The sequence below is a fragment of the Acinetobacter oleivorans DR1 genome (assembly GCF_000196795.1).
Taxonomy (GTDB): domain Bacteria; phylum Pseudomonadota; class Gammaproteobacteria; order Pseudomonadales; family Moraxellaceae; genus Acinetobacter; species Acinetobacter oleivorans.
In genome coordinates, this window is the sequence record NC_014259.1 from 3,881,475 (window position 1) to 3,905,608 (window position 24,134).

Here is a 24,134-nt window from a genome sequence, read left to right on the forward strand (position 1 = left end):
CTCCCGCTTCACCTCTAATTGGAACACCATCATGTCTAATGCCAATCGTTATACTGGTCTTGTAGATCGTTATCGTGACCGTTTGCCAGTTTCGGCAACTACTCGTGCTATCTCTTTGGGTGAAGGCAACACCCCACTCATTAAACTTGAGAATATTCCACGTATTATTGGCAAAGATGTTGAAATTTATGTGAAATATGAGGGCTTAAACCCAACTGGTTCATTTAAAGACCGTGGTATGACCATGGCTGTAACCAAAGCGGTTGAAGAAGGCTCTAAAGCGATTATCTGTGCATCTACGGGTAACACTTCTGCTGCTGCTGCTGCTTATGCTGCACGCGCAGGTATCAAAGCATTTGTTTTGATTCCAGAAGGCAAAATTGCAATGGGTAAAATGGCGCAAGCGATGATGTATGGTGCAATCACTATGCAAATTCGTGGTAACTTCGATGATGGTATGCGTCTTGTAAAAGAAGTTGCTGATCAAGCACCTGTAACGATTGTAAACTCAATCAACCCTTACCGTTTGCAAGGTCAAAAAACCATTGCTTATGAAATCGTTGAAGCTTTAGGCCGCGCACCTGATTATCACTGCTTACCTGTTGGTAATGCAGGTAACATCACTGCTCACTGGATGGGTTATACCGAAGCTGTAGCAAACCAACCTGCTGATCAGTTTGAACAAGTGATTTATGATGCAGCTACTGATCAATTCACTGGTCCAAAACCTGAAGGTTTACCAACAATGGTTGGTTACCAAGCTTCTGGCGCAGCTCCATTCTTACGTGGTGCTCCAGTTGAAAGCCCTGAAACAGTTGCAACTGCAATCCGTATTGGTAATCCACAAAGCTGGAACCATGCAAAAGCTGTAGTACGTGACTCTAAAGGCTGGTTCGATGAACTTCAAGACAGCGAAATTTTAGAAGCTCAACGCTTACTTTCTATGTATGAAGGCGTATTTGTTGAGCCAGCATCTGCTGCTTCTATTGGCGGTGCGATTCGCGATATTAAAGCAGGTAAGATTGCTGAAGGTTCTGTCATTGTATGTACAGTAACTGGTAATGGCTTGAAAGATCCTGATACTGCAATCAAACAATGTGCTGATGCAGTGATGTTGTCAATTGATGCGACAATGAGCCAAGTAAAAGATTCGATTTTATCTAATATGTAAAATCTGAGTTTTCAAAAAACGGCTGTTCAACACAGCCGTTTTTTTATGTCTTTTTTATAGCCGTAAAAAAAACGCTTCTTAATAGAAACGTTTTTAGAATATTTAAATTAAATACGTTTTGGTAAATTACTTAACCAACCTAATAGGTTAGTTGCATCATTATTACGTGCCTGCGTACTTGGCTCGCCAAGTAATACAATCACTGCTGGACGCGAGTTTACAGTCGTATGCATGACAACACAGCGACCTGCTTCATTGATATAACCTGTTTTAGACAAGTTAATATTCCAACCACCATTACGCACTAGAGCATTCGTATTATTAGATTTCAACACACGATAACCCAAGTTAAAGTCATAAGTTGGTGTAGTTGAGAATTGGCGAATCAAACCATATTGAGAAGCTGTACTCGCTAAAATTCCTAAGTCACGCGCAGAAGATACATTGCGTGGATCTAAACCAGTTGACTCATAATAATGGGTTGCATTCATACCTAAAGCACGTGCTTTAGCGTTCATCGCTGCTACGAATGCAGGACGACCGCCCGGATAAGTACGCGCTAAAGCTGCCGCTGCGGGATTTTCAGACTTCATCAAAGCAAACAACAATACTTCTGCACGGTTCATTTTGTCGCCAACACGCAGTGTTGAACTTGAATTTTTACCGTTTGCCCCAGCAAAATCAATTTGCTCAAGCATAATTTCTTCTGACATGTTTAAACGAGCATCTGCTGTTACCACTGCTGTCATTAACTTGGTAATAGACGCAATTGGCACAGAAGCATTGGTATTTTTACTAAACAGCACCTCACCCGTTTGCGCATCCATCACTAACGCAGCTCGAGCACTTACACTCGGCTGAGCATTGTAACCACTCGTATCACGAATTGGAGCAAGCTTAGGAGCAGATGCTATAACTTTCGGTGCGCTACCACCACGCAATGTCGTGGTTACAGACGTTGAACCTTGTGGAGTTGGCTCATCATCTTCCTCATTCAAAAATTGGCTAGCATCAGCTGAAGACCAATTTAAGCTTGCAGTACCACTACTCCCTGAGGACGGGTTATTGACGAGTTCTGCAAAGCTTGTTGAACTCAAACTAAGCAAAATAGACATGCTTAGCACATGTATTAAAGACTTTTTAGAATTTTTCACGGCACAATACTCGACTCAGGGTGATACACATTTGCGCTTACTATAATTATGCCTTACATTTGAGGTATAAGGTATAACGCTTTTACCGACACAATTGTGCACAACTATTCGCTCACTATATAAGAATAGGATTGCTAATTTTGTCATTCCATTGCAAGCTAATTTTGCTTTATGTAACAAAAAACTTGTTTTTTGAAAGAAAGGAGGTCTTCTTGATTACAGTTTTAGTTGTGGATGACCATGAACTTGTACGTACAGGCATTTGCCGTATGTTAGAAGATCATGCCGATGTAGAGGTCATTGGACAAGCCGAATCGGGTGAAGAAGCAATTGCTATTGTTCGTCAGAAACATCCTCAAGTTGTGTTGCTTGATGTCAACATGCCAGGCATCGGGGGCGTAGAAACGACACGTCGTTTACTACAAACCGCACCAGACACAAAAGTTATTGCTGTAAGTGGTTTATCAGAAGAACCGTACCCTTCTCTTCTGCTTAAAGCAGGAGCTAAAGGCTATATCACTAAAGGTGCTCCAATTACAGAAATGGTTCGGGCAATCAACAAAGTCATGCAAGGCGGCAAATACTTCAGTGCCGATATTGCTGAGCAGTTGGCGAGTTCCTATCTATCTGACACGCAACAATCGCCTTTTGATGCTTTATCCGAACGAGAAATGCAAGTTGCAATGATGGTTGTAAATTGTATTAGCGCTCAGGAAATTGCGGACAAACTTTTTGTAAGTGTAAAAACGGTTAATACTTACCGCTACCGTATTTTTGAAAAACTCGCTATCGATAGCGATGTTAAACTCACTCATCTTGCGATCCGTTATGGTTTGATCAAGCCATAATTAAACTTATATGCAATTTCCCTTAAACTCATCGTTGTCCCATACGATTTTTCGTTTGGGCACGTGGTATGGTTTATATCGTCTTATTATTGCGGTTAGCCTCAATATTATTTTGGTTTTAACCGATGCTCAAATCGACAATAGTCTACAACAACCCGCTTTATATTCTTATACCCTGCTCGGCTATTCCATATTAAGCCTTCTTCAGCTTTTGTGTTTTAAGTTTGTTGCAACTCAGGCAACCAAGCAGCTTATTTTATTTTTTGTAGTTGATGTTATCTGCCTGAGTTTACTTACATTTTCTGTAGGCGAACCAAATCTACAACTCAGCTTGCTGTATGTTATTGCTATATTTACCTCGGCAATTTTACTCAGCGCAAGAATGTCTTTACTCATTACATTACTTGCTGTCATTGCCGTGATTTACCAACGTTTTGTTGGTAGTTTATTTGACTACAATAATCTAAATACGATTGGTAATAGTGCTTTATTAGCCTTCTTATTTTTTGTGGTGCATGGCATCGGGCAAATTGCAGTACAGCGCTTTAAACTACTTGAAGCACTGACTTTCCACCAATCCATAGAACTCTATCAACTACAAAATATTAACCGCTATATTTTGGAACAAATTGAAGAAGGCTATTTGGTTCTAGATGAAAACTACGACATTGCTTTAAGCAATCCAGCTGCCTGCTCTCTGTTAGGGATTCCCCCTCAATTTGCCAGTGAAAAATACCCTTTAGCGAAATGGCACCCCGATTTATTTGAAATTCTTAAGTTTGATAACCTGCAAGAAGGCGATCGATTTATTTTTGAATCTCGACTATCGGCATATTCTATTAATATTAAAGTGCAACATCTTGTGGTGCCGCAACAAGCATTGACGCTACTCATCTTACAAGATGCACAGCAGATTAATCAGCAAGCTCAACAACTCAAACTTGCTGCCTTAGGGCAACTTTCAGCCAGCATTGCACATGAAATCCGTAATCCCCTAGCAGCCATTGTTCAGGCAAATGAATTACTTAAAGATAGTGATTTAGAACAGCAAAATACTTTACGTCGTATGATTGGTAAGCAAACAAAGCGCATCGATAGTATTGTTCAAGACACATTAGGACTGGCCAGCAGCGAAAGAACTTACCCAATCCAAATTGAATTAAACAATTTCATAAAGACGTTATTAGACGAAGATCTTTTAGATGTTAAACATTCTATACAGCTTAAAATTTCCGATTCATCCTTAAAATTATTATTTGATGAGAAACAACTTAGGCAGGTGCTCATTAACCTTGTCAGAAATGCTTTACGACATAATGCACCCGATTCACCCCATGTTCTGATCAACATTCATTCACAAACAAATAAAATTTATATTGATGTGATCGATTACGGCGAAGGGGTTTCAAAACGTGATATATCTCAATTATTTAAACCATTTTTTAGTACCGAAATTAATGGAACTGGTTTAGGATTATATTTGTCTCATAGTTTTTGTGAGGCAAACCATGCAAAGCTCACTTATGTAGAGCAAAAACAAGGGGCATGCTTCCGAATGGAATGCCCAATAATATATTGATTTTTTATTAGGTTTTTGGGGAAATGGCAGAACAGCAACCACTGGTTTTGCTTGTAGACGATGAAGAAGATTTGTGCCTTTTAATGCAAATGACTCTTGCACGAATGGGGATTAAAACACATCTTGCTTATCGGGTTGAACAGGCCAAACAACTCTTTACTCAGTTTCATTATGATGCTTGCTTAACCGATTTAAACCTACCCGATGGTAGCGGTTTAGAATTGGTTAAACACGTTTCTCAAACTTACCCACACACACCAATTGCAGTTTTAACTGCATACGGCAATATGGATATTGCAATTGCAGCGTTAAAGGCAGGAGCTTTTGACTTTGTAAGTAAACCTATTAACCAAATTCATTTAGATCAGTTATTAAAAAAAGCGCTAAATCAGCCAAAACCAGAGCATGAGTTTGGTGAAACAACTTTGGAAAATGACCTATTAATTGGTCGCTCTCCTCCAATACAAAACTTACGGACAGCTATTAAAAAAATAGCTCGCTCTCAAGCTCCTGTGTTTGTTACAGGCGAGTCTGGTACAGGTAAAGAGGTTGTTGCTAATCTTATTCACCGCTTGAGTAATCGCAGCGAAGGCCCGTTTATTGCGATTAACTGTGGAGCCATCCCAACCGAGCTCATGGAAAGTGAACTTTTTGGACATAAAAAAGGCAGTTTCACTGGAGCGACCCAAGACAAACAAGGCCTTATTTTGTCGGCTCATGGCGGCAGTTTATTTTTAGATGAAATTGCTGAATTGCCATTAAACATGCAGGTTAAATTGCTTCGGGCAGTGCAAGAGAAAAAAATTCGTCCCGTAGGTTCAGATCAGGAAATTGATGTTGATTTTCGAGTAATCAGCGCCAGCCATCAAGATTTAGATTTGTTAGTCCGACAAGGTAAATTCCGTCAGGACTTATTTTTCCGTATTCATGTGATGGATATCATGTTGCCGCCACTACGTGAGCGTGGTGGAGATATTTTGTTATTAGCCAATCATTTTATTCAAAAAGTTTGTATGGAGTGGGAAATTCCAAGCAAACAACTAACTACAACTGGTGAAACTTATTTATTGCAGCAAGATTTCCCAGGTAATGTTCGTGAATTAAGAAATATGATTGAACGAGCTATTACCTTAAGTGATGATGAATTTATTGATTTAACACATCTAGCACCTCTTCTTAGAAGCAGTAGCAACTCTCAAATCACCACTCAACCAGTGAGTGACACGTCAACTGCGATAGCTCAAACTCGGCCAAAATTACCACTGGAAGGTTTAGAACGCTACTTAGAAAATATTGAAAAAGATCTTCTATTGAACGCATTGGACATGACACATTGGAACCGAACATTAGCAGCTAAAAAGCTAGGAATGACCTTTCGTTCTTTACGCTATCGACTGAAAAAGTTTGGCTTAGATACCGAATTGGGAGAAGAAGTATAAAACTACTTTTTCTTTAGGAATAAGTCTGCAACGCGATCTAAATAGACGTCTTCTTTCATTTCTGGGGGCAAAGGATAGGTCTGATTAGGCTGAATACCTTGCCCTTCAATCATATTGCCGTTTGGCGTGTAGTAATGTGAGACTGTCATTTGTAGTGCCGCACCACTTGGCAAAGGAAATAGCTTTTGCACTACGCCTTTTCCATAACTTTTTTCACCCATGACCCATGCACGCTGGTGTTCTTTCATGGCCGCAGTAAAAACTTCGGCTGCCGATGCAGAGCGATGATTAATTAATATACCTAATTTTATATTCTGAAATTCATTGCCGGGCAAAGCCTGAAATTGTTGATTACCTTCCGAACGGCTTTTAGTTGAAACAATAATTCCGTTATTTAAAAATAAATCTGCTGACTCGACTGCTGCTGATAACAATCCACCTGGATTATTTCGCAAATCGATTAAAACGGCTTTTAAACGTGGTGAACTATTTTCTTCAATTAACCGTTTAATTTCATTTGCCGTATCTTGCTGGAATACTCTAATTTTGAGTACTAAAACCTGATTATGTAGCATTACAGGTTCGATATCGGTTTCTATTTTTTTATTACGAACTAAGTTAATATTTCCACTTAACTCTTCTGCTTGTACTTGAAGCGTACTTCCAATAGAACCGTAAAGCAGACCAAGTACCTGATCTTGGTTTAAATTCTTTAAGTCTTGATTATCAATCTTGAGAATCGTCTGACCATTTCTCAACCCTAATTTGTATGAGTCTGAACCTGTTTTAAGATCACGAATCATCCATTTATGGAGATGTAATTCAGGGCTTAAAGCAAAATCAACCGAGGCAAGGTCACCTTCGGTATATTGAATGAGTTGACGATATTCTTCTGCTGACAAATAACGTGAATAACGATCTAGCCCACTCACTAACCCTTTAATGGCTTGTTGAAATAAGGCATCGTCAGACTTCACGTCGACATAGTTATCTCGAACGATTCCATAGATTTGTACAAACTGTTGAATCGACTCGATCGGCACCTCTGCATAACTATGTTCTGGTTCTTCCGAATCAGAATGCAAAGGTGACAATTTCTCTTTTACAACTGGCGCCGCAAAAGAAAATTGGCTGCAACACAGCAACATACTTACAATAAGTTTTTTATATTTAATGTGTTGCAGCATCCAATCACCTTTGGTTTATGCAGATAATGTAATCAGGTTACGTCCTTGCATTTCGGCAGGAACAGGAATCTGCATTAAATTGAGAATCGTTGGTGCTACATCGGCAAGCACACCACCTTCTGCAATTGTTGCTTGTGTTGGGCCAACATAGATAAACGGTACAAGTTCCGTTGTATGTTGAGTATGAACTTGACCACTCTCGTAGTCTTGCATCTGTTCAACGTTACCATGGTCAGCAGTAATAAGCATGTGGCCTTTTTTCGCCATAACTGCCTCATAGACACGACCTAAACAAGTATCAACCGCTTCAACTGCTTTAACTGCCGCATCAAAAATACCTGTATGGCCTACCATATCACCATTGGCATAGTTCACAACCAATAAATCGTACTCACCAGAATTAATGGCTTTAACTAATTCATCAGTTACTTCATAAGCACTCATTTCAGGCTTAAGATCATATGTCGCAACGTTTGGAGATGGAATTAAAATACGTTTCTCACCTGGATATTCATCTTCACGCCCACCACTAAAGAAGAACGTTACATGAGCATATTTTTCAGTTTCAGCAATACGCAACTGAGTTTTTCCAAGAGAAGATAAATATTCCCCCAATGAATTTTTGAGAGCTTCTGGCATGTATGCAACTGGCGCATCAATGCTAGCCTGATAACGCGTAAGCATCACAAATTTAGAAAGATTTGGTACAACTTTACGCTCAAAGCCAGCAAAATCTTTCTCTACAAATGCGCGAGTAATTTCACGAGCTCGGTCAGCACGGAAATTCATAAATACAACGCTATCGCCATCTTGTACTTTAGCAATATCACCAATGCGAGTCGCTTTTACAAACTCATCGTTTTCATTGGCTGCGTAAGCTAACTCTAATCCTTCCACTGCTGTTTGTGCAATACGAAGTGCCTCACCTTCAGTTAACAAGCGATAAGCTTGTTCAACGCGATCCCAACGGTTGTCGCGGTCCATTGCAAAGTAGCGGCCAATCATGGTTGCAATACGGCCCTGACCTGGATATTGAGCAAATAATGCATCTAATTTTTCTAAAGATGGTTGAGCACTACGTGGAGGGGTATCACGACCATCTAGGAAAGCATGTAAATAAACTTTTGCACCGCGTTTTAATGCAAGCTCACACATCGCCACAATATGATCTTCATGTGAATGGACGCCACCTTCTGAGAGCAAGCCCATAATATGAACAGCACCATTAGCAGCTTTGGCCTTTTCAACAGCGTCGATCAACACTTCATGTTTAAAAAAGTCGCCAGTACGAATATCTTTAGTAATACGGGTAAAGTCTTGATATAACACACGGCCTGCACCAAGGTTCATATGGCCAACTTCAGAGTTACCCATTTGTCCATCAGGTAAACCAACATCTTCGCCAGAACCAGAAATTAGACTATTTGGATGCTTTGCGGTCATTGCTGCCAAATTCGGTGTTTTTGCTGCAAGGAAGGCATTATCTTCAGTCGCTTCACGGTGACCAACACCATCCATAATGACCAGAACGTGAGGGATCTTGCCAGCAGTTGCATCCGTCATAATCTATTTCTCTTTTGTCTACAATTTCGTCACGATATCTTACCGAATTTTCGGTCAAGACTCTATTTTTTCCTATGGCTTTCACCAATATCTACGATTGATGAAAACCATAAATTTCAATTATTACTAGCGAGCGCGGTAAAGCAAATAACTTCCTGCGCCAAACATTAACAAGATAGGTACGAGTACGAACCATGCAGGAGACGGGGCATAAACCAAGCTGGCATAACCCAAGAAATCCTGCAAATAATAGAAACTCAAACCAATAAACAATGCGATCACCAAACGGAAACCCATCGATTGTTGGCGTAATGGCCCAAAAATAAATGAACATGCCACGAGAACCAGAGCAATCAACGAAAATGGCGAGGCAACTTTTTGCCAGAAAGCCAATTGATAGGTCTTTGGAACCTGACTATATTCATCCATATAGCGCATGAAACTGATGAGCTGGCTTGGTGATAAATCTTCAGGATCTAAAGTCACCATGTGCACATATTTAGGCTGTAATGCTAAAGAAAGCGATTGTTCGTCATGGTCGGTTTTGATGGCATTTCCTGCCGCCAAAATATCCATTTGTTGGGCTTTCTTCAAAGCCCATTGACCATCTTTTACGAACTGGCCTTGCTGAGCATTGATTAATGATTGCAAGTAATAGTTCTGGTCAAAATCGACCACTTGAATATCTTTTAAATTGCCTTGAGAGTTAGCATAGTCGATATAGATAAATCGCTGCCCTTCACGTGACCAATAACCTTTAACTTCGCCTAAAGCAGCTACAGAGCGGTGACTTTTAACACTTGCTGCTTTTTCATTGGTATATGGAATAACCCATTCACTTAAGGCAAAAGACAAAATAATAAGCAGTAAAGCTGAGCGCATCACCCAACCAACAATACGCCATAAGCTAATACCAGCAGAGCGCATAACAATAAGTTCACTGCTAGTTGCTAGTGACCCTAAACCAATTACAGCACCAATCAAGGCAGAAATAGGCAAAATTTCATATAGATAACGAGGAGCACCCCATAACACATAGATGAGAGCTTGCCATGCGTTATAGTCTGGTTTGAGCTCACCCAACTCACCCAGATACGTAAATAAGATCTGTAAAATCGACAAAACAACTGTGGTGCCAAACATTGCAAGCGCAGTGGTTTTCGTCACATATTTGGCGACTATTCGACGTGCTAACATTATAATTTCACTCGCTTGATCTGTTTCTTGATTTTTGGTGCCAACTTTTGTTTACGTGAAAATAAGGCTGCTGCAACGCCATAAACCACCAACACGGCAGGATAAGCCCAAATATCGAGTTCTTCTTTACTAATACGAGTCTTGATTGCAATCATTAATACGATCAGACTGGAAAAAATAAAAATCGCCGGAATAAGACGGTAATAACGACCTTGTCGTGGACTCACCTCAGACAATGCCACAGAAAGCATTAAAGCAATAATAATGGTGAATGGTCCAAACAAACGCCATCCCAACTCACTTCTTATGACTGGATCATTTGTTTTTGAAAAGAGTTTAGTCGTTGATAATGCTTCTACATCGCCACTTTCAAACTTAACATCTTTATCATTTTCTAAACGTAAACGATAAGACTGAAACTCTGCTTGCGTATATTTTGGTTGTCCCGGAAATATTTCATAACGACGGCCTTGCACCAGATCAACGACATTGGCTGTATCATTTGCAACTTCTACACGAGTCGCTTCTTTTGCCAAGATCATGACATCTGGCTTATCTTCTTTGGTCGCACGTTGATAAAAGAAAATGTCCTTCAAATTCTTTCGGTCTTCTGACAATGAACCTGCATAAATCGTATAGGGTCCAGAAGAAATAAATTCTCTTGGGCGAACCAAATCGAAGCCTGTCCGAACCGCTTGGGTGGTGGTTAATTTTTCAAACTCACGCAGTCCCCACGGCGTCATCCAAAGCATAAGCACAGACTGACAAACCATATAAACAAGCGTCATTGGAATGAGTAATCGTGCTAATTGATGACGGCTCACACCACTACCGTTCAGTACTGCCATTTCATGGTCAACATATAAACGACCAAACACCAACATTAAACCAATGAAAAAACCCAGTGGTAAAATGAGGGTTAGAAATTCAGGTAAACGATATCCAATGATGCTAAACAAGATACTGGCATCTAAACGCCCCTGCGCCGCCACACCAAAGTATTTGATCAGACGACCACCCATCATGATTAAGGTCAATAAAGAAATGACCACCAATGAGGTAGAGACAACTTGCTTGACGAGATAACGCCGAATAATCAAAGTAATACTTCCAAAAGGCTAATCGGGACGACTGCTAGTTTACCCGAATGTTAAAAATATAAAACCGCACATTGCAACGCTATGCTTGAAAGTGTTTCAATGTTTTAATTCATCATAACTTTCTATAGGCAATCACGACAGCCATGAAATTTACAACTTATACAACTTTTCCCGAACAGACATCTAATGAATCTTTGTGGGTTTTAGTTGATTCAGAACATCTACAAAGCAACGTCAACACATATCAAATCAATAACCTAGAAAGCGTTCTGAACGCTACCCAATTTAAAGGCAACTTCAATGAAACTCTGCCTTTATTTGGTCAGATTTCAAATCAGCCTCACAGCCAATTACTTGGCTTAGGAAAAACAGCTGAACTTCAGGCAGTCAAGCTCGCTAAACTTGCCCAAACGATTATCAAATCGACACAAAATAAATTTAAGCATATCGCAATTGATATTGCTGCTTTACCTGTCGAGCACCATTATTTATTTGCTTTAAGCTTAACTCAAGCAGCTTATGGTTATGATGAGTTTAAATCGAAAAAAAATGAATTTGTGTTACAACAGGTTGATTTAATTAGTTCAACGACTAGCCTAGATGAAAAACAACTGGCTTTAGTACATGCTGTACAGTCTGGTCAGTCTTATGCACGTGATCTTGGCAACCGTCCGGGGAATATTTGTTTCCCAGAATATTTGGCAGAACAAGCTCTAGCTTTAGCCGCAGAATTCCCTGACTTACTTAAAGTAACTGTTTTAAATGAGCAACAAATGGCTGATTTAGGCATGTATGCTTTTCTTGCAGTTAGCAAAGGATCTGAACGTCCGGGCCGTATTGTAACGCTCGAATATCAAGCACAGATTGATCAAGCTCCGGTTGTTCTAGTGGGTAAAGGCGTAACTTTTGATACAGGTGGTATTTCATTAAAACCAGGCCTTGGCATGGATGAAATGAAATTCGATATGTGCGGTGCAGCATCTGTACTTGGTACCATTCGTGCCCTATGCGAAGCAAAACTTCCTATTCATGTAGTTGGTGCAATTGCAGCAGCAGAAAATATGCCTTCTGGTAAAGCAACTCGTCCAGGTGACATTGTGACAACCATGAGCGGTCAAACTGTTGAAATTTTAAATACAGATGCTGAAGGCCGTTTAGTACTGTGTGACACATTGACCTATATTAAACGCTTTAATCCAGCAGTAGTGGTTGATATCGCAACATTAACTGGTGCATGTGTAGTCGCTTTAGGCAAAGTACTCAGTGGGTTATTCTCACCAGATGATGCTTTGGCAGCAGAGCTCCAACAAGCTGGCGAACAATCATTTGACCGTGTATGGCGTATGCCAGTGATTGATGATTATCAAGAATTACTTGATTCACCATTTGCGGATATTGCAAACATCGGTGGTCCATATGGCGGCGCGATTACAGCTGCATGTTTCCTTGAGCGCTTTACACGTGAATATCGTTGGGCTCATTTAGATGTAGCAGGAACAGCATGGTTATCTGGTCCAGCTAAAGGTGCAACAGGTCGTCCAGTACCATTACTCATGCAATTTTTAGCGAATCGTGTAAATACGAATGGCTAAAGTTAGTTTTTATCTGTTTGAAACCAGCGAAGAACGGCAAGTCGATAGTGCTTGCCGTTTATGTCGAAAAATATTACAGAAGCATCCTAAAATCTGGTGGTATTGCCCAGATATGCAGCTACAACAGATGCTTGATGAAAGATTATGGGAATTCGACCCTGTCAGTTTCATTGCGCATGGCGTTGACCAGACTGATGCTGCTGTATGTATTTCGGCTAAACAACCACTTGAACAAGGCCTGTTAGTATTTAATTTTAACAATCATGCACTTGAACAAGTTGATCATTTTAGCCACATTATAGAAATTGTTGAAAATAATGAAACAGCCAAGCAAATTGGTCGAGAAAAATTTAAAATGTATCGCCGTTTGGGTATAGAACCGCGGACCTTTAAATTATAACGCGCTAAAATGTAAATACTGTTGATCAAGGAGAAACATGGTGGCATTAAATGTCGGGCAAGATTTTAAAAAAAGATGGTTAAATGCGCCTGAAGCTGTCCGTCATACCTATCAACAGGATCTGGCACGTATTTGTGACTTACTAGAGCCTCAAACGCCTATTCAGCTTTGGGTTTTAAATGATGAAAAAGCACAGTTAGAATCACAGCAAAAAATTGAACAAGCCTACGCAGATCTTAAAGCAGAGCTCATTGAGCAAGCACGTATTCGTCGTCAACTCGCTTTAGAAAAATCGCTTGCTGACAAACGTGCATCAGAAGCTGCTTATGCTGCGGAGTTGCAAGCAGACGAAGTTCGAAAATTTAATGAACAGACTGAAACATTACACACATTACGTAGTCATTTAGAACAAGAGGTTGCAGAGCAAACTGCGCGTTATCAGAAAAACCCTGAAACACCAGCAGTCAATTATTCTGCTGGCGTAAAACTTAGTATTACCGATGATCAAATCTTATCTGAGCTTGAAAGTTTACGTATTCGTTTAGAACTTGAAGCTGAGAGCTTAATTGAACAGTCTGTAACAGCTTTCCGAGCTAAACTAAATTCGGCAGCTCAAGAAGAAATTGAATACATTTTAAAGAATTCTAAGTTTTCTGATGAAAAAATAGAAAAGTAAAGTTTTTAAGACTCTCTTTGTCATAAAAATGACATTTAATTGTCACAGAATAGTCATGCACAATATTCTTTTAGTTCAAATAATTATTAGAATACCGCATGGTTATTTATGAAAATTAATGAGGGTAAAAATGGACATTCCGCATCAGATTTCAATGCAACTTGAGCAGCTTAATCAGGGTGAACAATGGACATTTTCAGCACAAGAACTTTATATGAGTCATAACGACTTTAACTCTTTATCTATCTTACTCACACGAGAGTCAGAAAAAGGCGAATTTTCAATTACACGCACCCAACATAATAAACCATGGGTCGGCACAAACTCGGTTACGCTAACCAAGCAATAAGTTTTCAAAATAAAAACCGGAACAAGTGTCCGGTTTTTTTATTTTAACGATTTAGCTTTTTATTTTAAAAAACCATTCTCAGCTAAAAAAGCCATACTAATATTTGACTCTGTTTTTTGTTCAGCTGCTTTGTCACCTAGCAATAAACGCTCGATATAACGCGCCAAAACATCGACTTCAAGGTTTACTTTGCTACCAACTTGCCATGTTCCAATGTTAGTACGCTCTGCTGTATGCGGAATTAAGTTTAAGCTTAAAATATTTCCACGTAAGTGGTTAATCGTTAAGCTAATCCCATCTACGGTCACAGAACCTTTTTCGGCTAAATATTTAGCAAGTTCTGTCGGTGCTGTAACGTCATAATAGATTGAGCGAGCATCTTCACGTACTACAGTAATTTCACCCACACCATCAACATGGCCACTGACAATGTGTCCACCAAAGCGTGTTGTCGGTAACATTGCCTTTTCAACATTGACACGTTGCCCAACTTTCCAGTTACCTAAAGTCGTACGATTCAAGCTTTCACGAGAAACATCCGCTGCGTACCAATTATCGCCCCATTCAATCACGGTGAGACAGATTCCATTGGTCGCAATTGAGTCACCCAAATGTACATCTGACATATCCAGATCAGTCTGAATACGTAAACGCACATCACCACCTACGCTTTGCAGGCTTTCGACTTTTCCTAAACTTTCAATAATGCCTGTAAACATGGCTCAATCTCCAAATCTTTTTACACTGCTTAAATTGCAGCGCTTACCAAAGTGCGAGCTGTGTACTATTACCTGAAGTATCTACACCACCTAGCTCGGCGAAGTGGTAAAGCTGGCCTAATAACTGACGTAATGGTGGTCCAGACTTAGCATGAGTATCAGTAATCACAATAAACTCAAGCACGCGTGCACGTTCAGACTGTCGCTGTTTACTTACTCGATAGCGCGGAACATCTTGTGTTAACAAGGTCACTTTACCGCGCTCCAGATTAGCCATAAGCAAATCTTTAGGCTCGATATTACCATCAGTTGAATAACTGGTCAGAATATAGCGGGCATTGATGGTTGAAAGTAACTTTTCATACGCATCTTTTGCATATTTAGAAGAGTTATAAGGACTTGGACGCTCTTTACGCCAAGCTCTATCAATTCCACTCTTATAACCTTTAGTATCTGGTGATGGTAAATCGACCTGATCCCATAAAGTTAATGCATTCAAAACATGGTAATTACTGCTGTATGCATGCTGGTTATAGGGTGGATCAAGATAGGCAACATCGACTTCAAAACCACTCATTTGATTTGCTAGATGCTGTGAATCTACACACCACATTTCAGCAGCAGGACGCTTACGATCACCAATCTCGCAAAAACGGCTTGGTGTTAACCAAAGCAATGACTCAATTCGTTCCAATGCAGTTTGTGTACGTCCGCCCCACCCTTGGTGGAAACTTTTAAATACACCGCTGGTGTTACTGACAAAACTTGCTGAATAGAGTAATGGTGCAAGCAAAGCACTCATCTCTACATCATTAATTGCACCTTGTGCCTGCCATGTTGCAATCTGCTGGCGAATCGCATCAATACGCATACCATTACGGCGTTTAAAGAACAAACGGTCACGAGTTGGATCGTATACATCATCGTTACGTGGACAAAGGTTATGCGTAACCCAACCTTTAACTTCAGGTAAGCGATTTAAATAATCAATTGCCTTCTGATATCCACCCAGCTCTTTAAAAGCAGGTGCATCGGTACAAGCTAAAATCGCATGATTTAAAGCATGGCTATAAGGTTCCCAGTCATTTGCAATCACACGGTAACCATTTTGACGTGCTAAACGAGATACGACACCACTGCCGGCAAAAAAGTCGGCAAAAATCGGAGGATTCTTTTTCTTGCTATTCAGTGTCCCTGTAATTTCAAGGGCTTCTAAAATTAGATGGAGCAATCGGCGCTTGTTACCTAAATAAGGAACAAGCTGATGGAAAAGATATTCGTCTGTCGTACGGGCCGCATGACGACGTTTGTGATAAACCGAAGGCTCTGAATTCATACTTTCTCTTGCGTAGGGATTAACCTTAAGCGTATATCTTGATCAAGTTGTGTCACATCAAGAAGTGTAAAACGAAGTTGTTGTGCCATATATTCAAACTCTGCATTGAACATGGCTCTTGCACTTTTCCCCAAGAATGTTGGGGCAATATAACTGATCAACTCATCTACCAAACCTTCTTGTAAAAAGGCAGTAGATAATGTCGCACCGGCTTCCACCAATACATCATAAATTTGATGTTGCTTAGATAGGGTCTGTAACAGTATTTTTAAAGGCTGAATTTCTAATTGTATCACGCCTAAATCGGCAAGTTCTTGACGATATGGCCCCATCACCAGCACAGTTTCAGGGTTTTCTAAAATTTTAGCATTAAGTGGCAAACGCCCCTGACGATCTAAAACAACCCGTTTTGGTTGAGCAACTGTCTCAATATCAATATGACCGAGTGAACGCACATTAAGCTGACAATCATCTGCAATCACAGTTTCAATACCTGTAATCACCGCTCCTGAAATGGCACGCCAATGCTGGACATCCTGACGGGCAACTGCACCGGTAATCCATTTCGATTCGCCCGATGCCATTGCAGTACGCCCATCTAGGCTTGAAGCTACTTTTAAGCGTACATAGGGCATGCCCGTAGACATCGCCTTTAAAAAACCTTGGTTTAATTTTTCTGCCAAATTTTCACAAATGCCAACTTCTACTTCAATTCCGGCATTTTTCAGAATCTGAACACCCTTACCTGCAACAAGTGGGTTTGGATCAGGACATGCCACAACCACCTTTTTAACCTGTGCCTTAACCAATGCTTCGGCACAAGGAGGAGTTCTCCCATAATGTGCACATGGCTCAAGCGTCACATATGCTGTTGCACCTTGAGCCTGCTCAGCTGCCTGACGTAAGGCAAAAACCTCTGCGTGTGGTTGACCTGCTTTAGGATGGAAGCCCTCACCGATTAACTGATCATCTTTGACAATGACACAGCCAACATTTGGATTAGGCTTAGTCGAATATAGACCTCGTTTGGCAAGTTCAATGGCTTGCTGCATCCAATATTGATCTTGTTTCAACTCAGACATAAAAATCTCAAATAGTTATTGTTCACGTTGCTGCATTTGCTCAATTTGACGGCGAAACGCCTCAACATCCTGAAAATCTTGATATACAGAAGCAAATCGGACATAAGCGACATGGTCAAGGGCAAATAGCGATTGCATGACGATTTCGCCAATTGTTCTAGATTTTACGTCACGTTCACCTAAACGGCGAATCTGCAACTGAATATCACTTAGAACTGTTTCGATCTGCTCTTGTGTGACCGGACGTTTTTGCAGAGCATGCATTAACGAACGACGTAATTTGGCCTCATCGAAAGGTTCATTTTTTCCATTCGATTTGATCACACGGGGCATTACCACTTCATAGCTTTCAAAAGTGGTAAAACGTTCACCGCAACTTACACACTCACGACGTCGACGAATCTGACAGCCTTCGGCGGCTAAACGTGAATCGATGACTTTACTATCTGCGGCGTTGCAAAATGGACAATGCATAGCGGATTTATAGGGTCGATTACTTTGACCTAGTGTAGCAAAATTTCTACACTTACAGAACCAGCATTCTATAAGACAAAAAAACAGTCCTGAGCAAGATCAAAGTATCGCTTTGATCACAGCTCAAGACTGTTCTTTTAAGACAGCAGATATATTAATGATGATTATTCAATACGTTCGCCATGTTGGCTTAAATCCAGACCCATGCGCTCATCATCAGCGTTCACACGGATACCAATCACAAGATCAATCACTTTAAGAATAACGAAAGTCGCGATACCACTGTAAACCATAGTTGCCAATACGCCTTCAACTTGTACCCATAATTGGCCAGCGAATGTTGGAGCTAAGGTAACGTTAGCTGCTTTAATAATTTCGTCACTGTAGAATACGCCAGTTAAAATCGCACCGACAATACCACCTACAGCATGTAAACCAAACGCATCCAAAGCATCATCGGCTTTAAGTAAGCGTTTAAGTGCAGTAATACCCCAGAAGCACACTACGCCACCGATAAGGCCCATGACTAAAGCACCGCCTACACCGACAAAACCTGCTGCTGGTGTAATCACAACCAAACCAGCTACCGCACCAGAAGCACCACCTAATACAGATGCTTTGCCACGGATCATACGTTCAACAACTAACCAAGAGAATGCAGCAGCGGCAGCAGCAACTTGGGTCACTAAAATTGCCATACTTGCACGAGCACCCGCGCCTAATGCACTACCACCGTTGAAGCCGAACCAACCCACCCAAAGTAAGCTTGCACCAACAACAGTTAGAGTCAAGTTATGCGGAGCCATAGATTCACGGCCAAGGCCAATACGTTTTCCAAGCATATAAGCAGCAACGAGACCTGCAACACCTGAGTTGATGTGTACAACTGTACCACCAGCAAAATCTAACGCGCCTGCTTTAAACAACCAGCCATCTGTTGCCCAAACCCAGTGAGTAATTGGTGCATAAACAACAAGTACCCAAATTGCAATGAATGCCATGAAAGCTGAATATTTCATACGGTCTGCAATAGAACCACTAAGGATTGCAACTGTAATAATGGCAAAAGTCATTTGGAAAATAACAAAGAGACTTTCAGGAATTGTCCCGCTCAATGCATCAAACGCGACTCCGTTGAGCATTGCTTTAGACAAATCACCAAAAAATGCACCTGTGCCAGAGAACGCGATTGAATACCCTGCAATCACCCACAGCAAACTTACTAAAATTGCAGCGGAAAGGCTGAACATCATAGTACTTAATACATTTTTCTTACGTACCATACCACCGTAGAATAGTGCCAAACCAGGAATGGTCATTAATAGAACCAAAGCTGTTGAAACTAAAATCCAAGATGTATCGCCTGTATCAAGTTTTGGTGTTGGAGCTGCTGGAGTTTCAGCAACTGGTGCTTCTGCAGTGGTTGCAGTAGCTGGAGATGTTGATGTAGCCGCAACTTCCGATGTAGGCGTTGTTACAGCATCTTCTGCCCAAACGGCAGTACCACCCAAAAGAGCGCCTGATAGACTCAGCGCCATAAGCATTTTTTTCATTCGTGTCCCCCAACCTCATTTGCGAGTTATTTTCTACTCAGCAAGCTTTGTGCCAATTAGACAGCATCTGGTCCAGTTTCACCCGTACGGATACGGATAACTTGTTCCAGGTTAGTCACAAAAATCTTACCATCGCCGATTTTTCCAGTGCTTGCTACACGAGTAATTGATTCAATTACCGCGTCAACCATTTCATCACTAATCGCAATTTCGATTTTTACTTTAGGTAAGAAATCAACCACATACTCTGCGCCACGGTAGAGTTCTGTATGTCCTTTTTGACGACCAAAACCTTTAACTTCAGTTACGGTAATCCCTTGTACACCAATGTCAGAGAGCGCTTCACGCACATCATCCAATTTAAACGGTTTTACAATTGCAGTTACAAGCTTCATGTTTGTTTCCTTCGGCTTCTTTTCACCAGTAAGGTTTTATGTTCAATTTTCATGCCAATATTTCAAAGGTTGAGGGAAATGAATCTATTGCATGAACTTTCTTTATAACCTATTTAGTGATCAAGATGTAGATGAGCTATTAAAAATAAAATGAATTTTAAGTATCGTTGAGTGCTTATTTAATGTTCTATTTGTACTAAAAGAATTGAAACCTATATCCCAAGTTCAAGCAGTGTTAAACTGTAAACCATAAGGTAATACAACACTTTGGATATTTTATGCTAGAAACATTACTACAGGCCATTTTGGAACAAATTGATGAGCCTAAAAAAGATTTGGAAAAAAATTTACGTGCATTATTAAATGAAGCAGTCGAAAAGTTGGATCTTGTTTCCAAACAAGAAATTGACCGTCAAAAGACTGCACTTCAATCTGCCACTCAACGTTTAGAAGAGCTACAAAAACAAGTAAGTCTGTTAGAAGAAACTTTAAAGAATAAAAAATAAGCACCAACGTAGCGCACTTATACTTTACAACGATTAAAAATGAAGCACCATAATGGAACAATAAGATGTCTTTTTCTAAAATTTATACACGGGGACTTTTAGGTTTACATGCACCTCTGATTGAAGTTGAGGTACATGTAAGTCAAGGCTTACCTTCTCTTACCATTGTCGGACTAGCAGAAGCGGCGGTCAGAGAAAGTAAAGACCGAGTTCGCTCAGCCATTATTAATAGTGGATTTCAATTTCCAACTAAACGGCTGACCATTAATCTTGCACCAGCAGATTTGCCCAAAGATGGGTCACGTCTGGATTTACCAATTGCTATAGGCATTTTAATTGCTTCTGGTCAGCTTCCCGAAAACTGTGCCGAAGATTTTGAATTAATTGGTGAATTAGCGCTGGATGGCCATGTAAGACCAGTGTCAGGTACTTTAACTTTGGCCATGGCCTGTCAACAGGCCAAGCATAAAATGCTTTTACCTCTCGATAATAGTCAAGATATTAACCATTTACCGGACCTTGAGTGTTATCCGGTGAGCCATTTAAAAGAAGTCTGTGAACACTTTCTGGGCACGAAATCTCTATCTTCGATTGAACCTTCAACGACATCAAATCAAATGCCTTATAAATTTGATTTGGCAGATGTAAAAGGTCAGCTACGCCCACGTCGCGCCCTAGAAATAGCCGCAGCAGGGGGACATTCTCTGCTCTTTAAAGGACCACCGGGCACCGGTAAGACTTTACTCGCTTCACGCCTTCCTTCAATTTTGCCACCTCTTTCTAATCAAGAAACACTTGAAGTTGCGAGTATTTATTCGATTTCAAATACATCGCATACGTTTGGACAGCGTCCTTTTCGTGCGCCCCACCATACCGCATCAGCAATTGCACTCGTTGGGGGCGGATCTCACCCTAAACCGGGTGAAATTACCTTATCTCACTTAGGTGTTCTATTTTTAGATGAACTTCCAGAGTTTGACAGGAAGGTGCTAGAAGTTTTACGTCAGCCGCTTGAGTCAAAAGAAATCATTATTTCACGAGCAGCTCGGCAAATTACTTATCCGGCTAACTTTCAACTGATTGCAGCGATGAACCCCTGCCCATGTGGTTATGCATTTAATCAAGACAGTCGTTGCCAATGTTCACCTGAGAGTATTAAGCGCTATCAAAACCGTATATCAGGCCCGTTACTTGACCGTATCGATTTACATATTGATGTACCGCCTTTAAAAGCTCAGGAACTGCAAGATCCAACGCCTGTTGAAAATTCGAGCAGTGTTCGACAACGTGTGATTTATGCCTATGAACAACAGATTCAAAGACAAAATTGTTTAAATCAGGCGCTTTCACCGAAGCAGCTAGAACAACATGCTGTACTTGATAGTACTTCTCAACGAATGATTGAAATGGCTCAACAACGTTTAAATTTATCGGCTCGTGCTTATCATCGTGTTTTACGAGTAGCGCGGACCATTGCTGATTTAGCTCAAAGTGAGATGATTCAAAGTCCTCACCTTACAGAAGCATTATCCTATCGAGGAAATAGTTAACAAATGAAAAAACAGCGGATCGTGAGTCCGCTGTTTTTAATATTTATATGAGTTGTTAATTAAAGAATTTATTACTGCCTATATAAGAAGGCAAAGAGGACGCTATGAAAATTTTGGCTATCTCCGGCAGTGCAAGAGAGGCATCTACAAATACAGCGCTATTACGAGCAATGAAAGATATAGCACCGTCCAGTATTAAATTTTCAGTTTTCGATCAAATTAATACTTTGCCTATCTTTTCTCCGGATGATGAGGGAGAAAAAACGCCTGCTGTAGTAGAAGAATTTATCAAATCTGTTTCTGCCTCAGATGGCATTATCATCTCAAGTCCTGAATATATTCGCTGTATTCCAGGCGGTCTTAAAAATGCAATTGACTGGATGGTTTCCCGCACCGAAATCATAGACAAGCCTATCGTTCTAGTTCATGCATCTAGCCGCGGCGACGATATGCTAGTTTCTTTAAGAAGAGTACTTTCGACAGTGAGTAGCAATTTTTTTGAAGATTTATTTTTACGCTTCTCTCTTCTTAGCAAATCGCCTGAACAAATTGTTGAGATGCTACAAACTGAAGAATATAAGTCACAAATTACACCGTTCCTACTTAGCTTTGTCTCAGCGATTCAAAAGTATCAAGATCAATTAGAGTGAACTTTTCATCGGGTTTTACAAGTAGTGCAGATCATTGCCGACTTAGCTCAAAGTGAAGTGATTCAAAGTCCTCTCCTTACAACAGCGCTGTCTTATCAGAGATAATCAGCACTAAGATTAGAACAAAGGATTATGAGTCCGCTGTTCTTTTATTAAGAACCTCATTTAACTTCTCGATTAAAGAAGTAATTTCTTTCTCTGATAAAGCTGCAAAGCCAAAACGAATACAACGATTAGAAGACTCGTTTTGTTTAAACTTATGCTCTGTATCAATGTTGAGTTCTTTTAATTTTATAAGCTGATCTTGAGTAAATGGTTTCTGGAATTTTACCCATAACGCCATTCCACCCGCGGGTGGTTGTATATGAACACGCTCTGCAAAAACTCTTCTAAACTCAGCTAACGCATGGTCTCGGCGTAGTTGATATATTTTTTTCATTTTACGGATGTGTCTTTTAATTTCACCCCGTTGCATTAAATCTGCTAAGGCAAGTTCAGTAATATTATTACCTTGACGATCAATCAGTAAAATATCTTCAGTAATCGATTGAATGATTGATGGCGATGCCACGATGTATCCCAAGCGAATACCGGGTGCAAAGACCTTAGATAATGAACCCACATGAATAACCAACTCAGAATGAGGCAAACTCGCTAAGGGTGGCATAGGCCGACTGTCATAATGGAATTCATGATCATAGTCATCTTCAATAATATAAAAGCCCCATTTTTTTGAAAGCTCTAAGAGTTGAAGACGGCGATTCATTGGCATCGTGACAGTTGTGGGATATTGATGATGCGGAGTTGTATAAATGGCAGCAACCGAATGTTCTTTTAAAATACGTTCTAAATCCTCAATGACAATACCTTGTTCATCTAATTTGACACAAACGACCTGAAAACCATTTGATTGAAACGCTTTAAAAGCAGATGGATAGTAAAGCTCTTCAACAACGATAACACCCTGCCGATTAGGTAATGCACGAGATGCAAGAAAAATCCCCATCTGGCTACCGCGTACAATACAAATCTCACCTGCGGCAACATTCATAAAACGTTCCATCGACAACATTTGTTGTAAGGCTTGTCTTAACTCAGCCATACCTTGCGGATCACCATATCCCATGTATTGGTTTTGAGTAATCTTAATCAGTGCATGCCGATAGGCGCGTGAAAATAGTTCGTAGGGAATAAGCCGTGGATCTGGCACACCATCGTTATGTGGATATAAAGCAACTTCTTGAATAGTTGGCTTCTCATTCACTTTTCGCTCAGATATCGACTCTATTTGGAGTTGTTTTTCTGGCAAAACATCTGCCACAAATGTGCCTTTTCTGGGACGAGTCACAAGCCATCCTTGTGCTTCTAATTCTTCATAGACCGCTTGTACCGTTTTCCGATTAACTCCTAATTCTTTTGATAGGCTACGAGACCCCGGCAGCATAGTCCCTTGCACCAAACGACCACTTAAAATTTCCTGACTAATCAAGTTAGTAAGCTTTAAAAAAACTGTTTTTTCTTCTCTTTCATCGATACGAAAATGTACTTGCCAAGGTCTTAGCATATTTGCCCCATCTGGACCATATAACTTATAACAACTGGATGTATTTATTC

23 protein-coding genes and 1 pseudogene are annotated in these 24,134 nt (G+C 40.4%); 12 read left to right on the forward strand and 12 right to left on the reverse strand.

The genetic code is table 11. The annotated features are described in order from the left end of the window. The first annotated feature begins 31 nt into the window (after window positions 1-31). Window positions 32-1,171, forward strand: coding sequence for a threonine synthase (thrC, locus tag AOLE_RS18265; protein WP_004795157.1), 1,140 nt, complete (start codon window positions 32-34; stop codon window positions 1,169-1,171). Window positions 1,172-1,278: 107 nt separating this feature from the next. Here the strand turns inward: thrC and pbpG are convergent, their stop codons facing one another. Beyond that, complete coding sequence (gene pbpG / locus AOLE_RS18270) at window positions 1,279-2,325, reverse strand: D-alanyl-D-alanine endopeptidase PBP7/8 (RefSeq protein ID WP_128825344.1); 1,047 nt, start codon at window positions 2,323-2,325, stop codon at window positions 1,279-1,281. Between the two features lie 212 nt (window positions 2,326-2,537). Between pbpG and gacA the strand changes: the two genes are divergently transcribed. Genes gacA through AOLE_RS18285 form a run of 3 tightly spaced genes read left to right on the forward strand, consistent with a single transcriptional unit; the run spans window position 2,538 to window position 6,191 of the window. Then, window positions 2,538-3,173, forward strand: coding sequence for a response regulator transcription factor GacA (gene gacA, locus AOLE_RS18275; RefSeq protein WP_003654436.1), 636 nt, complete (start codon window positions 2,538-2,540; stop codon window positions 3,171-3,173). A gap of 10 nt (window positions 3,174-3,183) precedes the next feature. Beyond that, window positions 3,184-4,752: a sensor histidine kinase gene (locus AOLE_RS18280; RefSeq protein ID WP_013199131.1), complete on the forward strand. Its 1,569-nt coding sequence runs from the start codon at window positions 3,184-3,186 to the stop codon at window positions 4,750-4,752. 23 nt (window positions 4,753-4,775) lie between these two features. Further along, window positions 4,776-6,191, forward strand: coding sequence for a sigma-54-dependent transcriptional regulator (locus AOLE_RS18285; RefSeq protein ID WP_013199132.1), 1,416 nt, complete (start codon window positions 4,776-4,778; stop codon window positions 6,189-6,191). A gap of 2 nt (window positions 6,192-6,193) precedes the next feature. On the opposite strand, the gene AOLE_RS18290 is transcribed toward AOLE_RS18285, so the two are convergent. The 4 genes from AOLE_RS18290 to lptF all read right to left on the reverse strand — a co-directional run bounded on the left by AOLE_RS18290 (window position 6,194) and on the right by lptF (window position 11,238). Next, window positions 6,194-7,378 (reverse strand): S41 family peptidase, encoded by a 1,185-nt coding sequence (locus tag AOLE_RS18290; RefSeq protein WP_013199133.1) that lies wholly within the window; start codon window positions 7,376-7,378, stop codon window positions 6,194-6,196. A 15-nt stretch (window positions 7,379-7,393) separates the two neighbouring features. After that, entirely contained in the window at window positions 7,394-8,941 is a 1,548-nt protein-coding gene (gene gpmI / locus AOLE_RS18295; protein WP_013199134.1) for a 2,3-bisphosphoglycerate-independent phosphoglycerate mutase, read from the reverse strand. 126 nt (window positions 8,942-9,067) lie between these two features. Then, window positions 9,068-10,138 (reverse strand): LPS export ABC transporter permease LptG, encoded by a 1,071-nt coding sequence (gene lptG / locus AOLE_RS18300; protein WP_013199135.1) that lies wholly within the window; start codon window positions 10,136-10,138, stop codon window positions 9,068-9,070. Next, window positions 10,138-11,238 carry an LPS export ABC transporter permease LptF gene (gene lptF / locus AOLE_RS18305; RefSeq protein ID WP_013199136.1) on the reverse strand — a complete coding sequence of 367 codons (1,101 nt, stop codon included), beginning with the start codon at window positions 11,236-11,238 and terminating at the stop codon, window positions 10,138-10,140. Before lptF ends, lptG begins: the two co-directional genes overlap by 1 nt. Before the next feature lie 143 nt (window positions 11,239-11,381). Here lptF and AOLE_RS18310 point away from each other — a divergent pair, with 143 nt between their 5' ends. The 4 genes from AOLE_RS18310 (at window position 11,382) to AOLE_RS18325 (ending at window position 14,255) form a co-directional block, all read left to right on the forward strand. Beyond that, complete coding sequence (locus AOLE_RS18310) at window positions 11,382-12,830, forward strand: leucyl aminopeptidase (RefSeq protein ID WP_013199137.1); 1,449 nt, start codon at window positions 11,382-11,384, stop codon at window positions 12,828-12,830. Next, a complete protein-coding gene (locus AOLE_RS18315) occupies window positions 12,823-13,230 on the forward strand; it encodes a DNA polymerase III subunit chi (protein ID WP_013199138.1) in 408 nt (135 codons plus the stop codon). Before AOLE_RS18310 ends, AOLE_RS18315 begins: the two co-directional genes overlap by 8 nt. Before the next feature lie 37 nt (window positions 13,231-13,267). Next, the gene (gene blhA, locus AOLE_RS18320; protein WP_004795179.1) at window positions 13,268-13,906 is read left to right on the forward strand and encodes a cell division protein BlhA; all 639 of its coding nucleotides are present in this window, start codon (window positions 13,268-13,270) and stop codon (window positions 13,904-13,906) included. Between the two features lie 130 nt (window positions 13,907-14,036). Continuing rightward, window positions 14,037-14,255 (forward strand): hypothetical protein, encoded by a 219-nt coding sequence (locus tag AOLE_RS18325; RefSeq protein ID WP_005301614.1) that lies wholly within the window; start codon window positions 14,037-14,039, stop codon window positions 14,253-14,255. A 59-nt stretch (window positions 14,256-14,314) separates the two neighbouring features. Here the strand turns inward: AOLE_RS18325 and AOLE_RS18330 are convergent, their stop codons facing one another. The 6 genes from AOLE_RS18330 to glnK form a co-directional block, all read right to left on the reverse strand. Beyond that, window positions 14,315-14,974: a riboflavin synthase gene (locus AOLE_RS18330; protein ID WP_013199139.1), complete on the reverse strand. Its 660-nt coding sequence runs from the start codon at window positions 14,972-14,974 to the stop codon at window positions 14,315-14,317. Between the two features lie 43 nt (window positions 14,975-15,017). Continuing rightward, window positions 15,018-16,310, reverse strand: a complete 1,293-nt coding sequence (locus AOLE_RS18335) for a DNA adenine methylase (RefSeq protein WP_005301611.1) — start codon at window positions 16,308-16,310, stop codon at window positions 15,018-15,020. Then, window positions 16,307-17,392, reverse strand: coding sequence for a bifunctional diaminohydroxyphosphoribosylaminopyrimidine deaminase/5-amino-6-(5-phosphoribosylamino)uracil reductase RibD (gene ribD, locus AOLE_RS18340; RefSeq protein ID WP_013199140.1), 1,086 nt, complete (start codon window positions 17,390-17,392; stop codon window positions 16,307-16,309). The genes AOLE_RS18335 and ribD overlap by 4 nt, the downstream gene beginning before the upstream one ends. A gap of 15 nt (window positions 17,393-17,407) precedes the next feature. Beyond that, complete coding sequence (gene nrdR / locus AOLE_RS18345) at window positions 17,408-17,866, reverse strand: transcriptional regulator NrdR (RefSeq protein WP_004795187.1); 459 nt, start codon at window positions 17,864-17,866, stop codon at window positions 17,408-17,410. 164 nt (window positions 17,867-18,030) lie between these two features. Then, window positions 18,031-19,419, reverse strand: a complete 1,389-nt coding sequence (locus AOLE_RS18350; RefSeq protein WP_013199142.1) for an ammonium transporter — start codon at window positions 19,417-19,419, stop codon at window positions 18,031-18,033. Window positions 19,420-19,475: 56 nt separating this feature from the next. Beyond that, window positions 19,476-19,814 carry a P-II family nitrogen regulator gene (glnK, locus tag AOLE_RS18355; RefSeq protein WP_000780326.1) on the reverse strand — a complete coding sequence of 113 codons (339 nt, stop codon included), beginning with the start codon at window positions 19,812-19,814 and terminating at the stop codon, window positions 19,476-19,478. A gap of 278 nt (window positions 19,815-20,092) precedes the next feature. Here glnK and AOLE_RS18360 point away from each other — a divergent pair, with 278 nt between their 5' ends. From AOLE_RS18360 to AOLE_RS20915, 4 genes and pseudogenes are all read left to right on the forward strand, one after another. Then, the gene (locus tag AOLE_RS18360) at window positions 20,093-20,320 is read left to right on the forward strand and encodes an accessory factor UbiK family protein (RefSeq protein ID WP_004795193.1); all 228 of its coding nucleotides are present in this window, start codon (window positions 20,093-20,095) and stop codon (window positions 20,318-20,320) included. 65 nt (window positions 20,321-20,385) lie between these two features. Next, window positions 20,386-21,870: a YifB family Mg chelatase-like AAA ATPase gene (locus tag AOLE_RS18365; protein ID WP_013199143.1), complete on the forward strand. Its 1,485-nt coding sequence runs from the start codon at window positions 20,386-20,388 to the stop codon at window positions 21,868-21,870. A gap of 104 nt (window positions 21,871-21,974) precedes the next feature. Next, window positions 21,975-22,520: an NADPH-dependent FMN reductase gene (locus AOLE_RS18370; RefSeq protein ID WP_013199144.1), complete on the forward strand. Its 546-nt coding sequence runs from the start codon at window positions 21,975-21,977 to the stop codon at window positions 22,518-22,520. A gap of 3 nt (window positions 22,521-22,523) precedes the next feature. Next, window positions 22,524-22,625: pseudogene (locus AOLE_RS20915) on the forward strand (hypothetical protein); the annotation flags it as partial. A gap of 25 nt (window positions 22,626-22,650) precedes the next feature. On the opposite strand, the gene pdxR reads toward AOLE_RS20915, so the two are convergent. After that, window positions 22,651-24,084: a MocR-like pyridoxine biosynthesis transcription factor PdxR gene (gene pdxR / locus AOLE_RS18375; RefSeq protein ID WP_013199145.1), complete on the reverse strand. Its 1,434-nt coding sequence runs from the start codon at window positions 24,082-24,084 to the stop codon at window positions 22,651-22,653. Between the last annotated feature and the right edge of the window lie 50 nt (window positions 24,085-24,134).

What these genes read in the sequence shown, in the direction of transcription:
- ribD (WP_013199140.1), bottom strand. Translation starts at nt 17,392, where the DNA reads ATGTCTGAGTTGAAACAAGATCAATATTGGATGCAGCAAGCCATTGAA.
- AOLE_RS18370 (WP_013199144.1), top strand. Translation starts at nt 21,975, where the DNA reads ATGAAAATTTTGGCTATCTCCGGCAGTGCAAGAGAGGCATCTACAAAT.
- AOLE_RS18335 (WP_005301611.1), bottom strand. Translation starts at nt 16,310, where the DNA reads ATGAATTCAGAGCCTTCGGTTTATCACAAACGTCGTCATGCGGCCCGT.
- AOLE_RS18325 (WP_005301614.1), top strand. Translation starts at nt 14,037, where the DNA reads ATGGACATTCCGCATCAGATTTCAATGCAACTTGAGCAGCTTAATCAG.
- AOLE_RS18285 (WP_013199132.1), top strand. Translation starts at nt 4,776, where the DNA reads ATGGCAGAACAGCAACCACTGGTTTTGCTTGTAGACGATGAAGAAGAT.
- AOLE_RS18315 (WP_013199138.1), top strand. Translation starts at nt 12,823, where the DNA reads ATGGCTAAAGTTAGTTTTTATCTGTTTGAAACCAGCGAAGAACGGCAA.
- AOLE_RS18280 (WP_013199131.1), top strand. Translation starts at nt 3,184, where the DNA reads ATGCAATTTCCCTTAAACTCATCGTTGTCCCATACGATTTTTCGTTTG.
- AOLE_RS18350 (WP_013199142.1), bottom strand. Translation starts at nt 19,419, where the DNA reads ATGAAAAAAATGCTTATGGCGCTGAGTCTATCAGGCGCTCTTTTGGGT.
- gpmI (WP_013199134.1), bottom strand. Translation starts at nt 8,941, where the DNA reads ATGACGGATGCAACTGCTGGCAAGATCCCTCACGTTCTGGTCATTATG.
- pdxR (WP_013199145.1), bottom strand. Translation starts at nt 24,084, where the DNA reads ATGCTAAGACCTTGGCAAGTACATTTTCGTATCGATGAAAGAGAAGAA.
- AOLE_RS18310 (WP_013199137.1), top strand. Translation starts at nt 11,382, where the DNA reads ATGAAATTTACAACTTATACAACTTTTCCCGAACAGACATCTAATGAA.
- AOLE_RS18365 (WP_013199143.1), top strand. Translation starts at nt 20,386, where the DNA reads ATGTCTTTTTCTAAAATTTATACACGGGGACTTTTAGGTTTACATGCA.
- AOLE_RS18360 (WP_004795193.1), top strand. Translation starts at nt 20,093, where the DNA reads ATGCTAGAAACATTACTACAGGCCATTTTGGAACAAATTGATGAGCCT.
- blhA (WP_004795179.1), top strand. Translation starts at nt 13,268, where the DNA reads ATGGTGGCATTAAATGTCGGGCAAGATTTTAAAAAAAGATGGTTAAAT.
- AOLE_RS18290 (WP_013199133.1), bottom strand. Translation starts at nt 7,378, where the DNA reads ATGCTGCAACACATTAAATATAAAAAACTTATTGTAAGTATGTTGCTG.
- nrdR (WP_004795187.1), bottom strand. Translation starts at nt 17,866, where the DNA reads ATGCATTGTCCATTTTGCAACGCCGCAGATAGTAAAGTCATCGATTCA.
- thrC (WP_004795157.1), top strand. Translation starts at nt 32, where the DNA reads ATGTCTAATGCCAATCGTTATACTGGTCTTGTAGATCGTTATCGTGAC.
- lptG (WP_013199135.1), bottom strand. Translation starts at nt 10,138, where the DNA reads ATGTTAGCACGTCGAATAGTCGCCAAATATGTGACGAAAACCACTGCG.
- glnK (WP_000780326.1), bottom strand. Translation starts at nt 19,814, where the DNA reads ATGAAGCTTGTAACTGCAATTGTAAAACCGTTTAAATTGGATGATGTG.
- AOLE_RS18330 (WP_013199139.1), bottom strand. Translation starts at nt 14,974, where the DNA reads ATGTTTACAGGCATTATTGAAAGTTTAGGAAAAGTCGAAAGCCTGCAA.